Annotated in this window: 9 protein-coding genes; 3 read left to right on the top strand and 6 right to left on the bottom strand. The window is 38.7% G+C overall.

Annotated features, from left to right (window positions below; translation table 11 throughout):
• Positions 1-72: 72 nt before the first annotated feature.
• From BM015_RS02750 to BM015_RS02730, 5 genes are all read right to left on the bottom strand, one after another.
• Positions 73-2535, bottom strand: a complete 2463-nt coding sequence (locus BM015_RS02750; protein ID WP_090654245.1) for an ABC transporter permease — start codon at positions 2533-2535, stop codon at positions 73-75.
• Between the two features lie 454 nt (positions 2536-2989).
• Positions 2990-4276: a TolC family protein gene (locus BM015_RS02745; RefSeq protein ID WP_090654243.1), complete on the bottom strand. Its 1287-nt coding sequence runs from the start codon at positions 4274-4276 to the stop codon at positions 2990-2992.
• A 225-nt stretch (positions 4277-4501) separates the two neighbouring features.
• Positions 4502-6076: a DHA2 family efflux MFS transporter permease subunit gene (locus tag BM015_RS02740; RefSeq protein WP_090654242.1), complete on the bottom strand. Its 1575-nt coding sequence runs from the start codon at positions 6074-6076 to the stop codon at positions 4502-4504.
• Positions 6077-6270: 194 nt separating this feature from the next.
• Positions 6271-7317 (bottom strand): HlyD family secretion protein, encoded by a 1047-nt coding sequence (locus tag BM015_RS02735; RefSeq protein ID WP_090654240.1) that lies wholly within the window; start codon positions 7315-7317, stop codon positions 6271-6273.
• A gap of 15 nt (positions 7318-7332) precedes the next feature.
• Positions 7333-7950: a TetR/AcrR family transcriptional regulator gene (locus BM015_RS02730; RefSeq protein WP_090654239.1), complete on the bottom strand. Its 618-nt coding sequence runs from the start codon at positions 7948-7950 to the stop codon at positions 7333-7335.
• Positions 7951-8211: 261 nt separating this feature from the next.
• On the opposite strand from BM015_RS02730, the gene BM015_RS02725 reads away from it, so the two are divergent.
• Entirely contained in the window at positions 8212-8991 is a 780-nt protein-coding gene (locus BM015_RS02725) for a DUF3298 and DUF4163 domain-containing protein (RefSeq protein WP_177191788.1), read from the top strand.
• A gap of 31 nt (positions 8992-9022) precedes the next feature.
• Here the strand turns inward: BM015_RS02725 and BM015_RS02720 are convergent, their stop codons facing one another.
• Complete coding sequence (locus BM015_RS02720; RefSeq protein ID WP_143075729.1) at positions 9023-9850, bottom strand: hypothetical protein; 828 nt, start codon at positions 9848-9850, stop codon at positions 9023-9025.
• A gap of 178 nt (positions 9851-10028) precedes the next feature.
• Here BM015_RS02720 and mazG point away from each other — a divergent pair, with 178 nt between their 5' ends.
• The gene (gene mazG / locus BM015_RS02715) at positions 10029-10802 is read left to right on the top strand and encodes a nucleoside triphosphate pyrophosphohydrolase (protein WP_090654233.1); all 774 of its coding nucleotides are present in this window, start codon (positions 10029-10031) and stop codon (positions 10800-10802) included.
• On the top strand, positions 10799-14563 hold the full coding sequence (locus tag BM015_RS02710) for a sensor histidine kinase (protein ID WP_090654230.1): 3765 nt from the start codon (positions 10799-10801) through the stop codon (positions 14561-14563). The genes mazG and BM015_RS02710 overlap by 4 nt, the downstream gene beginning before the upstream one ends.
• Positions 14564-14692: the final 129 nt, after the last annotated feature.

The following is a 14692-nucleotide window of genomic DNA, read 5'->3' as shown; positions in this document are numbered from 1 at the left end:
GTTGAAAAGCTGCGTTGCACGAATGTAGGCATTGTTCAACTTTTCCAGCTTCTGCTTATTGCCTGCACTGCATTATTCCGTTCGCAGGGATTTAACAGGATTAGCAACGGCTGCTTTTATTGCCTGGAAACTTATTGTTGCCAGGGCAATGATTATTGCAGCCATTCCGCTTGCAAAAAATATTACCCAGCTCACATCAATGCGATAAGCATAATCCTGCAACCATTGGTGCATATAATACCAGGCAATTGGTGTGGCAATGGCAAATGCAATCGCAATAAGTATGATGAATTCTTTTGAGAAGAGATAAACAATGTTTGCTGAAGTTGCACCCAGCACTTTGCGGATGCCAACTTCTTTAATTCTTTGCGCCGCCATAAAGGAAGCTAAGCCATACAATCCAAGACAGCTAAGGAATATAGCGATGGCAGCAAAAATTTTATACAACTGCGACAACTGGTTTTCCTGTTTGTAGAAACCTGCAATCTTATCGTCCAGGAACTTGTATTCATAAACATAATCAGGAAAAGTTTGCTGCCATATTTTTTTAATGGATTGCATGGTTGAAGAAATGTTTGCAGCGGTCAATTTTATTGAAGCCTGTCGGTACATTGTACTGTTTGTGGTAATAAGCAATGGAGCAACACTCTGGCGTAAAGACCTGTCATTAAAATCTTTCACAACACCAACAACCGGGCATTTTATCACATCACCCCATATACTTACTTCTTTGTTTAATATATCTTCCGGGTTTTTAATTCCCAGGCTTTTAACGAATGATTCATTCACCAAAAATTCTCTTGTCATATCGGAAGGTTGCAAATTTCTTCCGGCTGCCAGCTGCAGTTTATAAACGGGTACATATTCGTTATCGGCAAATTTGGTAATAGCCTGGAAATCTTCATCTTTTATTGCATGGTCAAATTTGAGTGTGGTAAACCTGTTATTATCATCTTCAACAGGTGTGTTGGAACTAAAGCTTACTGCCTGCACGCCGTTTTCCTGTAATAGCTGTTGCCTCAAATAATCCGTGAGCTTGCTGCCGGTACTATCAGGACGGAAAGGAACATTTACAATCGCATCTTTATCGAAACCCAACGGCTGGTTCATAAAATAATCCATCTGCTTTACAATAATGAGTGTGCCGATAATAAGCGCCTGTGCAATGATGAATTGAAACACTACTAATCCTCTTCTTAATGAAATGCCTTTAACAGTATTTGCTGTGAGTTTACTCTTTAAAGCATTAACCGGATTGAAACGTGATAACACAATAGAAGGATAAAAACCGGCAAGTGCGGTTACAGCAATTGTTACAATTAAAAGAAATAAAATAATTGCAGGGTTGCTGAATATGTTGAATGAAAGCGAAAGTTCTAACAATTGATTCAGATATGGCAATGCAAGTACTGTAATAACCGCTGCCAGTATTACAGCACTTGTAACTATCAGGAATGTTTCAATAATGAATTGAATTTGCAGTTGCGATTTATTACTGCCCAGCACTTTTCTTACACCAACTTCTTTTGCACGGTTAATGGCCTGTGCAGTGGAGAGATTGATGAAATTTACGCAGGCTATCAAAAGAATAAATGCTGCAATCAGCCACAATACATTCAACAGTTCATGACTGATTGTTTGGTTGCTGTAATTGCCTGCTTGTGCATCATAGTGTATCGCACTTAATGGTTGTATAATATTGCTATTCTTATTATCCGGCGGCAGTGTCTTTCTTGAATATGCCCGTAATTGCTGATTAAAATTGTCAACAGAAATATGGGGCGGTAACAAAACATAACAACCAAAATCAGCGGATGTTCCATTCCAGTCAGGTTGTGCAAATCCATATTGTTTATCACCTGTAAAATCGGTTCCCCAGGCAATAACCAGCTTAAGCTGAAAGTCTGTATTGGCTGGTATGGTTGCAAGAATGCCCGAAACTTTCAGGGCTACCGGCGGAGACTGAAATAATCCTGCACCAATGCTGTATGTTCCGGTTAATTTAATGGTTTTGCCAATTGCTGTTTTCCAATCGCCAAAATATGTTTCTGCAACTTCTTTTGTAAGCAATACATTGTTTGGGTCTTTTAATGATTCATACGAACCTGCGAGCAACGGGAAATCAAACATTTTAAAGAATGACGGCGCTGTATAAAATACACCACTCTGCTCCTTGAAGTTTTTTACAGGCGTTCCATTGTCATCAAGCGGCTGCAGTTCATCGTTGTGGCTTGCATAAACCGGGGCAATTTGCTCTATTTGGGGAAACGTTGTTTTCAATCCTTCAGGCATTGGAAACGGAACGTTTTTCGTGTAGGAAACAGTTGCCGCATCCGCATGATGTGCTTCCGTTAATACACGATAGATGCGATCTTTCTTTGAGTGAAACTCATCGAAACTTGTTTGATATTGAATGATCATAAAGATCATCATACAAACAGCAATGCCAACAGCCAGGCCGGCAATGTTGATAATAGTATAATTCCTGTTGCGGGTTAAACTTCTGAATGCAGTTTTAAAATAATTACGAAGCATTGTTTGAACCTGGATTTATATGATTAATGGATTACATGGATTAATTTATGCATGCCTGCACAGGTAAAAAATCACAATGTCAATGCCAATGCCTAAATAATTGTTTTTGAAATGTTTAAGAGAGAGACGCTACATGTAATGTACGATAGCGGACATTTTTTGTGCGCACATGAACGCAGGCGATCTCTTAGTTGCATGGATGACCCAGGTAAACAAGATGATTTTAAAATCCTCTTTCGAAATAACGAATGTCTATGTTCATTTCTTTGCCATAGCATGCCTACGATTATTTAAAGTATTTATTGCCGTTTATAAATACAACAGTTCAAAATATGGGATTCTTAAAATTCAATGCATAAACATTGTTCATGTTTGCAGAAAACATCATACAAAAAAAGGAGGTTCTCTTTAACAGGAACCTCCTTAACATCTTTACATTTTTTCTTTCAACTTGCTACCAATACTTGTATCCTGTAACCCTTGCATATTCCACTTTTGCCAAAGCCAGTTGGTATTCATAACGCAGCCCGGTTAATAAAGCGCGTTGCAAATTCACGGCAGCATCTGTAATGTCTGTGTTCAAACCAATACCATTCAAATAACGGCTGGATGCAATCTGCACAGCGGCTTCAGCATTTTCAATCTGGCTTTTCATATTCTTTAATTTTTCTGCATTGGTTTGAATATCCGTTAACGCCTGCTGAATGTTTTGCTGGTATTCATTGTTCAGGCTTTCCTGTGCCAACTGGTTTTGTTTTACCTGTGCTTCTGCAACAGCAATTTGCTTTTTTGTTTTGGCATCAAACAGCGGCACTTTTAAACTCACACCGCCGGCATAATTAAAACGGCCTTCATTTACATTAGGTACATAACCATTCTTTACGCCTGCTGAACCATTTAATGTAATACTGGGTTTATCTGTTTGCCTCACTACTTTTAAATCAGCTTTGGCTTGTTCAATTTTATCCTGTGCCAGTAAAAAATCAGGCGCGGATGCAGATGCCGTTGCAAAAGCATCCTGCGGTGTTTGAACGGGCAAATCGAAATTGAAACCATTGCTGGCAATATTGGTGTTACCTGTTGTGTATTGCAGCAATGTAATTTGCTTTTGCAGGTTGTTTAAAAGGTCTTCTCTTAAATTGATTTCATTATCCACCTGCGACTGAAGGTTCAATACATCAAGCTTAATAGCATCGCCGTTTTTTAATTTGTTTTCTGCAATGCTTTTATTGGCATTAAGATAATTTAAAACGCTGTCTTCAACCGCAATAGCTTTCCTGAAATAAATAATGTTGTAATAAATATTGGCTACCTGGCTTGCTAGTTGTGTTTGTACATTGCTTACATTATCTGCAGCATATTTAAGATCGGCTTTCGATTTATCAACGTTGGCTTTTAATCTTCCAAAATCAAGCAGCATATATTGAGCGCCCACATTTGCATTGAAATTGTGTACAGGCGCAAACTGGAAATTTTGTTTTTGCCCGTTAACTTCAAGCGGTAAAGTAATTTTAGGCTGCAGATATTCATAACTGCCGTTCAAATCAACTGTTGGCAGGTTTGTTTTAGCTGCATCAATGCGTTTTTGTGCAATGTCAATTTGATTTTGGGCTTCCTGCACTTTTGGATAATAAGTGAATGACTGGTTGATAATATTTTTCAATTCACTATTTACAGGTGTTTGTGCATTGGCTATTACAGAAGCATACAACAATGTGAATGTTATTAAATGCTTTTTCATTCGTACTAGTTTTATTTTTTAATGGTTTCATGGAACCTCGCTATGTGCATTCCCCTTATATGAGAAAAATTATCATGCTCGGTTTCATTCGTATATTTTTTCAGTTTAAATTTTATAAAGGCCGGCACTTTGTGCATGCCGGGCCTTTTTTATTGCTGCTTATTTTTTTCATGTTTTAATTATATGTCAAACACTTCAAAGTGTCAGGCACATAAACAAAATTCTCTAATGCGCTTCAAGCATTGCCTTTGACGCGGCGCCATCATTGCTTGTTTTTTTCTTTGTTCTTAAAAACACTACCAGCGGTAATGCCAGGGCAAAAAATATTGCAATGAGATTGAATGTATCGAGATAGGCTAAATAATAAGCCTGCCTGTCAACCTGGTTATTTAAAATGGCCAGGGCGCCATGCGCTGCAGATGAACTGTCAATATTTATATGTGCAGATAATCCCTGCGTGATAGCCGTAATGCGTTGCGTGTATTCAGGCGAACCCGGTGTAAGATTGCCCACCAAACTTGTACGGTGCAATGCATAATGATGCGCCACATAATTGTTGGCGATGGCAATACCAAATGCACCGCCCAATTGCCGCACCATATTATTCAATGCTATACCTGCGGAATAATCTTTTGGTTGCAACCCAACCACTGCCTGGTTTATGAGCGGCAGCATCACCATGGAAAGGCCTGCTGACCGTATAAGGAACGGGAAAAAGAAATCCCACCGGCCTGCATCAGGGCTTATCCTGGAAGTGATGAATGTAAAGGCGGAGAACAATATAAACCCTGTTACCACAAACGGAATGGATGATACGCCTTTACTCATTAATTTACCTATAACAGGCATTAATATTACAGAGATTAAAGAAGGCGCTAACAGTGCAAGGCCTGTTTCATAAGCTGTAAAACCCATTACACGCTGCGCAAGCACGGGATAAACAAATACAGAAGTGTATAACCCAAAACCAACAATAAAAGTAAAGATGGTAGTAAAAATAAGATTGCGGTTGTTTAATACTCTCAGGTTTACTGCGGGCTTTTCAATTCTTAATTCGCGAATGATAAAGCTGGTTAAACCAGCAAATGCTAAAGCGGCGCAAATGCGGATAGAATTGCTGCTAAACCAGTCTTCTGTTTCCCCTCTCTCCAGCACATATTGCAAACAACCTATTCCTGCTGCGAGAAAAAGAATGCCTTTATAATCTATGTACATTCCTTTTTTGTGCTCGCCTTCCTTGTCTTTTTTATCAATAAATGTGTAGGCAAGAAGTGTGGCAATAATGCCGATGGGAACATTAATCATAAATATTAAAGGCCAGCTAAAATGTTCTATAATCAGTCCCCCGATTGTGGGTCCAAACGTTGGCCCGAGCACCATGCCCATACCAAATAAACCGGATGCAATAGGCCTTTCCTCTTCTGAGAATGCATCAAATAAAATTGCCTGCGATGTGGAAAGCAGTGCACCGCCACCAACGCCTTGTATAAAACGCCAGATGATTATTTCAACCAATCCCGTTGACTGGCCGCACATATAGGAAGCCAGTGTAAAAATCATCATTGATGCGAGATAATAATTCTTTCTGCCAAAATATTCTGCCAAAAAACTGGTAAGCGGAATAATGATAACGTTGGCAATGGCATAAGAAGTAATTACCCAGCTCATGTCTTCAATGCTTACACCGAGGCTTCCCGCCATATCGGTGATAGCAACGTTCACAATAGATGTGTCTACCAGTTCCATTACTGCGGCAGACACTGTTGTGATTACAATTATATATTTAGCGAGCTTTTTCATGAGGTTTATTTTGCCGTGAGACGGTAACGTGAATTGTAAACGTCAATTGTCAAACGTGAATCATGAAGACTTTGGGATTTGATAATTATTGCTTGACGCGTTTACTGTTCTTCTTTTAAGATGTCTTCATCCAATCTTACATTTAAAATTTTCGCGCATTTACATTCACGCTTCACTATTTACGCTTCACGATATTAATTTACTTTAATGCTAACATCGGCGCTTAGGCCTGCCCGCAAAATATTGCTGTAATCGCTCACGTGATCTATGTTTACCTTAACGGGGATGCGCTGGGTAACTTTAACAAAATTGCCGCTTGCATTATCGGGAGGCAATACGGAAAACCTTGCACCTGTTGCTTCGCTTAAGCTGGCAACATTACCATGCAGCGTGGAATCAGGATAGGCATCGAGTGCAATTTCAACCGGCATGCCCGGATAAAATTTTCTTATCTGCGTTTCTTTAAAGTTAGCCACCACCCAATAAGTGGTATCGTTTACAATTTGAAATAAAGGAGAGCCTGCCTGTACAAACTGTCCCGCCACAATATTTAGTTTCCCAAGCTTACCCGATTGCGGCGCATACACTTTTGTATAGGAAATTTTTAACTGTTGTTGCTGAATGGCGGCTGCTTTTATAGCCAGGCCGGCTTTTGCTTTTTCAAGGCCGGCCTGCAAAATAGCAATGCGGCTTTGTGCAGTGGAGAGCTCGCTTTTATTATTTGCTGTTTGCTGCTTTGCCTGTTCAAGGTTAAAGCGGCTGTCATCCAATTGCTTTTTTGTAATAGCCTGGTCGGCATACAATTTTTGATTGCGCTCGTAATCTTCTTCTGCCTGCTGTATTTTAATAGATGAAAGCTTTATATCTCCATGATTGGTGCTTAAACTAATCTGTGCATTCTTTAAGGCAGCCTGCGCATTTAAAATATCCGCCTGCGCTGCTTCATAATCTGCCTTCATCTGCAACAGTTGTGTTTGAAGATCGGCATCATCTATTTCAATTAATAACTGTCCTGCTTTTACTGAATCGTAATCTTTTACTTCGATCATTTTTACATAACCGCTAACTCTTGGCAGCACAGGAGAAATTTGTGTTTCCACCTGGGCGTCATCGGTGCTTTCATGCGTAATGGCGTAAGAGATTTTTGTCCATCCAAATATGCCTGCTGCTATTGCAATGATTGCTATTATTACGTAGCGGACTGGTGATTTCTTTTTCGGTTGCTGTTGTTCCTGCTCCATAAATTCCTGATTTTTTTATTTGTTTGAAAGATGGGCATGCATCAGTTGCTTTAAATGCACCGACACACGTTTTTTAAATTTCGCATCTTCATAAGGCACGTAATCGTCGGGCTTACCCATGAGCCTGTTACACATTTTTTTTGAGAGTAAAATCTGGTTGATTGTTCCTATTAATGTTGCGATGGTTGACTCCACATCAACTTTTTTAAATTCACCTTTTTTAATACCTGTTTCTATAACCTGTTTTATGATGGAAGCATTAGGCAAAAGATTATCAACAATAGAACATTGCAATGCTTCGCGCTGGTTTAAAATAAGCTCCTGGTGAATAAGGCGGTGAAATACCCTGTGCGTAAACAGCCTTTCAATAAACGAATCAATAACCATTTCCACTTTTTCAATGGAGGTGAGCGATTTATTACTGGCTATTTCATCAAGCTGCAGCCGCGTGGTGGACGATTTGAGCTTTACGATATTCTCAAACAGTTTTTCCTTGCTTCCAAAATAGTAATTCACCATGGCAACATTCACATTCGCCTTTTCTGCAATATCTCTTATAGAAGTGCCTTCATATCCTTTTTCTGCAAAAAGAAAAAGAGTTGCTTCCATAATCAGTTGCCGCTTGTCTTTCATTCGTACAAATTTTTTCAATTATCTCATGAAACCTCGTTATGTGCGTTCTGCTGTTTAAAAAATTTCATGCACAGTTTCATGATGTATAAAATTTAAAGTGCGAAATTAAACGCTTGTTTAAATTAAACAAACGTTTAATTAACTTTTTTTATTTCTTTTCTCAGAATTTTTATGGGTGGTTATTTTACAGGAGGGAATTGTAATTTGCGAGGTGCAAAGGTAATACGCAATAAGATTTTTTTTAAAGCCTTAAAAACATCAATGAAAACATTATCATATATAGAAGCTATTGTTTTGCCGTTTACATTATTTGCCTGCAATTCGCCGGTAAACAACACGCAGGAGAATGAATCTTCAACACTATCTTTTATCAACAAAAGCTTTAAGTCCGAATTAACGCCGGATTGCGATTCGTGCACAAAAGCCACAATCAATATTCCCATTGCCCGGGGTGATACAATTGCTGCCAAAAACATTAATGATTATGTTTTTATTGTTGCACAAAAAGCACTTGGTGAAGAAGGCAAATCATATACAGGTTATGATTCATTGGTTGCAGGCTTTGTTGATGCGTATAAGAAGATGAAGACGAAGTTCCCGGACGGCCCGGCAATTAGCTGGGATGGAAAATTAAATGGCAGCGTGGTAAAGCAAACCGATAGACTTGTGAATATAAAACTGGAGGCTTTTACATTTACCGGCGGGGCGCATCCAAATTCTAACACTTATTCTTTGCTGTTTAATGCTGAGACAGGGAAGAAACTTGCGCAGGGAGATGTGATTAAAGATATACCGGCTTTAACCGCTTTGGCTGAAAAGAAATTCAGGGAGCAGCTTAAAATACCTGCAGGCACGCCTGTGAATTCAACCATTTATACATTTGATGATAACAAATTTGTATTGCCAAAAAATATCTTTTTTACAGACAGTGGTTTGCAATTGTATTATAACGCTTATGAAATTGCGCCGTACTATGTTGGTGCAACTATAATAACGCTTCCATACCCGGATGCAGAGCAATACCTGGCAATGAAACCTTAGTGGTGAAGGCTTTGAGCGTTAATGCAACAGCTCAGCGATATGTATAGTTAATCGTGCCCAGCAATTGTTTATGCTTGTCAAACAAAACATCTTTTGTTTTAAGCCCGCGCTCATCATAAATATATTGCCATATAACATAATCTGATGAGCCTTGCGGAATTTGTGTTAGCTGCGAAATGGTTCCATTGTCATTATATTCAAACATATAATCCGGCAGCATTTGCTGCGCTTTTGTATTAAAACGAACAATATCGCTAAGCAAATTTTTATCGTTGTAATAATAAAAGTAATGTTCCAATAACCGTCCCCTCTTAAGCCATAATTCTTCAACTATATTTTGGTTTTCATCTTTTTTAAAATGAACAACGGTTGTATCTCCGCTATTTTTTATGCGCAGCATTGAATCCGGAACAGAACCGGTATAAAACCATTGGTGCAGCTCTGTGCTGTGCGTGTCCATGGTTGTGTCGTCGGTTTGAGTTTTTACGGTTAATATCTTTCCCGCATTATCATAAGTATATTCAACTATTGTGGAAACACTGTCTGCTACATCCTGCGATTTTGAAATAAGCCCGTTTGTATAAGTATCGTAATCATCGGAAATGCTACCGGTTTCAAGTGCTGTATGCGTTATGGCAACAGCGCCATTATTCTTCAGTATTTTGGAATAGGCAAATCCTGCTGCCGGTGTATTATCGCTTTCCATGCTGGCAGCGGTAATTTCCTGCACATTATTCTTTACAAGGTTAGCGTACATTTCATTCGATGCTTTTAAATCAACCACATCATTATAATAAAACTGGGCATTCGCAAAACGGAAAACCAAAATAAAAGTTAACAGCAGCACGCTTTTCTTCATAATTATACTTTGATTCATCATTAACGAAAAAATGTGCGGCAAGGTATATATTGCTGCTTAAAATGCCTTGTGTAATTTTAGTGAAAATTAAAAGCCTCCTGCCTGATAATACAATACGTGGGCTCGGATAACTTTTATATTGGATTAATATTGATAACGATTTCTAATAAATATTTAAATGGAATATAAAGAGAATTTTGAAAGACTGGTGAACATAATGGATGACTTGCGTGAAAAATGCCCCTGGGATAAAAAGCAGACTATTCAAACGCTGCGGCAAATGACGATTGAAGAAACGTATGAACTGGCCGATGCGATTACAGAAGAAGATTGGAACGGCATTAAAGAAGAACTTGGCGATATATTATTGCATGTATTGTTTTATACGCGCATTGCAAAAGAGCAAAACCAGTTTACATTGAACGATGTGCTGGAAACAATTTGCAATAAGCTGATTGTGCGGCACCCGCATATTTATGGCGATGTGAAAGTGAATGATGATGATGATGTGAAAAGGAACTGGGAAAAGATTAAATTGAAAGAGGGAAAAACATCTGTGTTAAGCGGTGTGCCGGTTTCGCTGCCGGCAGTTGTAAAAGCAACACGCATACAGGAAAAGGCAAAGCAGGTGGGCTTTGAATGGAAACAAAAAGAAGACGTTTGGCTAAAAGTAGAAGAAGAAATGCAGGAACTGCAGCAGGCTGTAAATAACAACAGTCCGCAAGAGATGGAAGAGGAACTGGGCGATGTATTTTTTAGCCTGGTTAATTATGCACGGTTTTTGAATACAGATGCTGAAAATGCATTGGAGAAAACCAATAAAAAGTTTATTAGCCGTTTTACCAAAATGGAGGCTGCTGCAAAAGCGGAAGGCAAAAATTTATACGACATGAGCCTTGAGGAGATGGACGCTATCTGGAATATTGTGAAAAAAGAAAATCCTGTTGCTTGATAAAAATCATTAAACATGCAGTTAATAAGAATGCCTGGCTATTTTTTGTAGCTGCCTGGATTTATACACTCTCATTCATCTTTACCAACTATTTTTCTTACAGCTCGTCTTCAGAAAAAGTTGCCGGTATTTTAACGGAATATATACAAGGCCGCGAAAATTCATTTATAAACATTCTGCATGATAGCGTTATTGTTGATGCAATAATAAGCGACAAGCCTTCTTCAGTAAAAGAACAGCTTATAAGCGATGTACAGGGCATATTTGCCTACCAGCTTAACGACCTGGGAAACCCGGTTCAGGTTTTTTGGAATACAAACAAAATGTCGCCCGCAGAAAACGATCTGCAACGGCCCGATGGCAGCTACCTGGTTAATTATCCAAACGGGGTTTTTGAGCTGGCGAAAACATCATTCACAAAAAATAAAACGAACTATTTTTTTATAATGATGATACCGGTGCGCTGGGAATATTTTATGGAGAATGATTACCTGCGCTCACACTTTGCTATAAATGAAAATATTGATAAATCTTATGAAATAGCGCCTGTTGGCAAAGGTGCCCCTGTTGTAAACAGCACCGGTAAAACGCTTTTTAGTATAAGAGAAATTAACCAGGCTTATAATGATTCGCCCACAGGTTTATCTATCCTGCTGCGTATTGCAGCCATGCTTTTGCTGTTTGTGTTTGTAAACAATATTGCGAATGAAATTGCAATAAAAAAGAATTTCAGAAGTGCGCTGGTGTTTTTAGTAGCGTGTTTCCTGCTGCTTCGCATTCTTATATTTTTTCTGCCGGTGCCGTTCAATTACAGGGGTATGCCCTTGTTTAGTAAGGAAATTTATCATGGTGGATTTATCAACAAATCGCTGGGCGATTTACTGGTCAATACATTGCTGGCATTATGGGTTATCATTTTTTTCAGGAAGCGGATAAAAACAAATGCCAGAGTGGCTTTGCGAAAATTTCCTTTCGCGTATACAGTGCTCATCTATTCGTCTTTCCTGCTGATACCTTTAATCAGTTTTTATGTTGCCGAAATAATCTCCGGTCTTGTTGAACACTCCAACATAAGCTTTAATGCCGCAGATTTTTTTTCGCTTAGCTTTTTTTCATTTATCGGCTTCGTTATTATTTGCATACTCTTATATATATGGCTCTATTTCACGGGCGTGCTGGTGCAGCTGGCATCTCAAACCAATTTGCCTCTATTCTGGCAGTTTATTATCATGCTTTCCGTAAGCTTCCTGCTTATATCGCTGCCTGTTTTTACAATTGATGCAAAGATGCTGCTAACTGTTAGCGGGTTTGTGATAGCGCTTGTAGTTTTTATTCGCTATAATGATAATCCTTCTTTTTCTTCATTGGCCAGCTCTCCTTATTTTATTATATGGGCGCTTATATTAACGGCATTGGCTTCGTCCATTATTGTTTATCAAAATAAGGCCACAGAAAAAGAAAAACGCTTGCTTGTGGCCAGGAACCTGCAGGAGCAAACCGACTCTTCGGGCACTTTTCTTGTGCGCATAACGCTGAATAGTTTTTCTGATGAATTCCTGAAGAATAATTTTTACAGGTTTCAAAATGAAAGTGATAACCATTACATAAAAGACAGCCTCATTAATAAAAATCTTTCCGCCTATCTCGCTAAATACAACACAAAAATTTATACGTTCGATTCCGGTAATCGTCCTTTATTTAACAACGATTCTGCAAGCTATACGGTAATAAATTCAGTGCTCGAAAACCGGGCAAGACCCACATCGTATAAAGGCTTGTATGTTTACAGGAATAACAAGAATAACTATAACTATATTTTTCAAAAAAAGGTAAGCCGTGATTCTGTTTTTTTGGGGTCTTTCTTTGTGTTAATACAACCAAAATTATTTGAAAGTACAAGCCTTGTTCCGGAACTGTTCAGGCGAACGAATAACCTTTTATCCGGAAGCAGCGATTATGTGCTTGGTGTATATGATAACCATAAGCTGGTAAGCCCTTTCACCGGCTTTAATTTTTCAGACTCTGTTTCTGCCAGCCAAATTCCTAAAACAGGATATGCTTTCAAAGATTCCCTGGGTTATAACCAGCTTTGGTATAATACCGGCAATAACAAGGTATTGGTAATTGCCCGCAAGAACGATGCGTTTTTTAATTTTATAACCCTTTTTTCTTACCTGTTTATCATCTTTATACTGCTTTCTTTTTTGGTGCATAACAGCCGGTATTTAATACAAAACCGCGGTGCTAAATTCAGCTTCAGGAATTTATTCCGTTTTAATATACGAACGCAGATTCAAACCACTATTATCGGTGTAAGTTTTATATCGTTTCTTATTATTGGCACGGGCACTATATCGTTTTTTATTTTAAGGTTTAAAAGAAATACCACCACTGAATTGTATAATACTTCACAGATTATATCGAGCGAAATTCAGCAGGCGCTAAAGTTTACAATTGTTAATGCAGATTCTGATGTAGAAGATTTTAATGATAATGGAGAATTTGAAAAAAAGATAGCCGACATAGCTTCCATTCATAATACCGATATTAACCTTTACCGTAAAGACGGAACAATGAGCGTTTCATCCCAGCCTTATATTTATACACAGCAAATATTAAGCAAGCGCATAGACCCCGAAGCTTATTATGAGCTTCACTATAATCAAAGCACAAGGTTTGTGCATACAGAACAGATTGGCAACTTTTCTTTTCAAAGCATATATACACCCATAAAAGGCGAGCACGATGAAACGATAGCCTATTTAAACATTCCTTCATTAAGCTCGCAGGATGAGCTGAAAGATGAGATTTCAGGATTTCTTATCACACTTATCATTTTAAATGCACTCATTTTTATTTTCTCCGGCGCTATTTCCGTAACGCTCACAGGCCGCATTACTTCGTCGCTTGAGCTGATAGGCAGCAAGATGAAAGAAATAAAAATAGGAACAGCTAACGAAGCCATACGCTGGACAAGAAATGATGAAATAGGCATGCTGGTAAAAGAATATAATAAGATGGTAAAGCAGCTTGGTAAAAGTGCCGAAGCGCTTGCCAAAAGTGAACGCGAAGGCGCATGGCGTGAAATGGCAAGGCAGGTGGCGCATGAAATAAAAAATCCTTTAACGCCTATGAAGCTGAGCATTCAATACCTGCAGCGTGCCATGGAGGAAAATACGCCCAACGCGGTAGACCTGTCAAAAAAACTGGCTTCTACCTTAATTGAGCAGATTGACCAGCTTTCAAAAATTGCAGGCGATTTTTCACAGTTTGCCAATATTGAAAATACAAAGCCTGAATATTTCGACATTAATACACTCATTCAAAAGCTGGTAAATTTATATAGCGCCGATTCAAACATGGTTATCAGCTTTACCGCTGAAGAAGGTAACACTGAAATATTTTCTGATAAGGCGCAGATAAACCGGCTCTTCACCAATCTTATTAAAAATGCGATAGAAGCCTATGGTGAAAATGAAGCTGCGCATATACAAATAAAACAATACATGCAGCAAAGCGATGTGGTTGTATCAGTAACAGATTTTGGCAATGGTATTAATGAGGAACTCCGGTCTAAAATATTCAATCCCAATTTTACAACAAAGTCATCTGGTACCGGGCTGGGGCTTGCTATTTGCAAAGCCATTGTAGAAAAGGCCGGCGGGCATATTTGGTTTACTACGGCTACGGGCGAAGGCACCTCTTTTTATGTAAAGTTGCCGCTCGTTAATAAACTGCCTGTTGCTGCGCAACCTATCTGATGCGGCAAATGTTGCCAGGAATGTAAAGAAAGTTTTGTCATTTATTATTTAGAGAGCCCCTTTACAGTGAGGGCTCTCTAAATATTACAGGTTAATTTTTTTCTATCCTCGTTGATTTTACTCCGCCTA

This window comes from Parafilimonas terrae (assembly GCF_900115755.1).
Lineage (GTDB): Bacteria > Bacteroidota > Bacteroidia > Chitinophagales > Chitinophagaceae > Parafilimonas > Parafilimonas terrae.
Note: the sequence above shows the minus strand (reverse complement) of the source record. Positions and strands in the feature narration are given on the sequence as shown.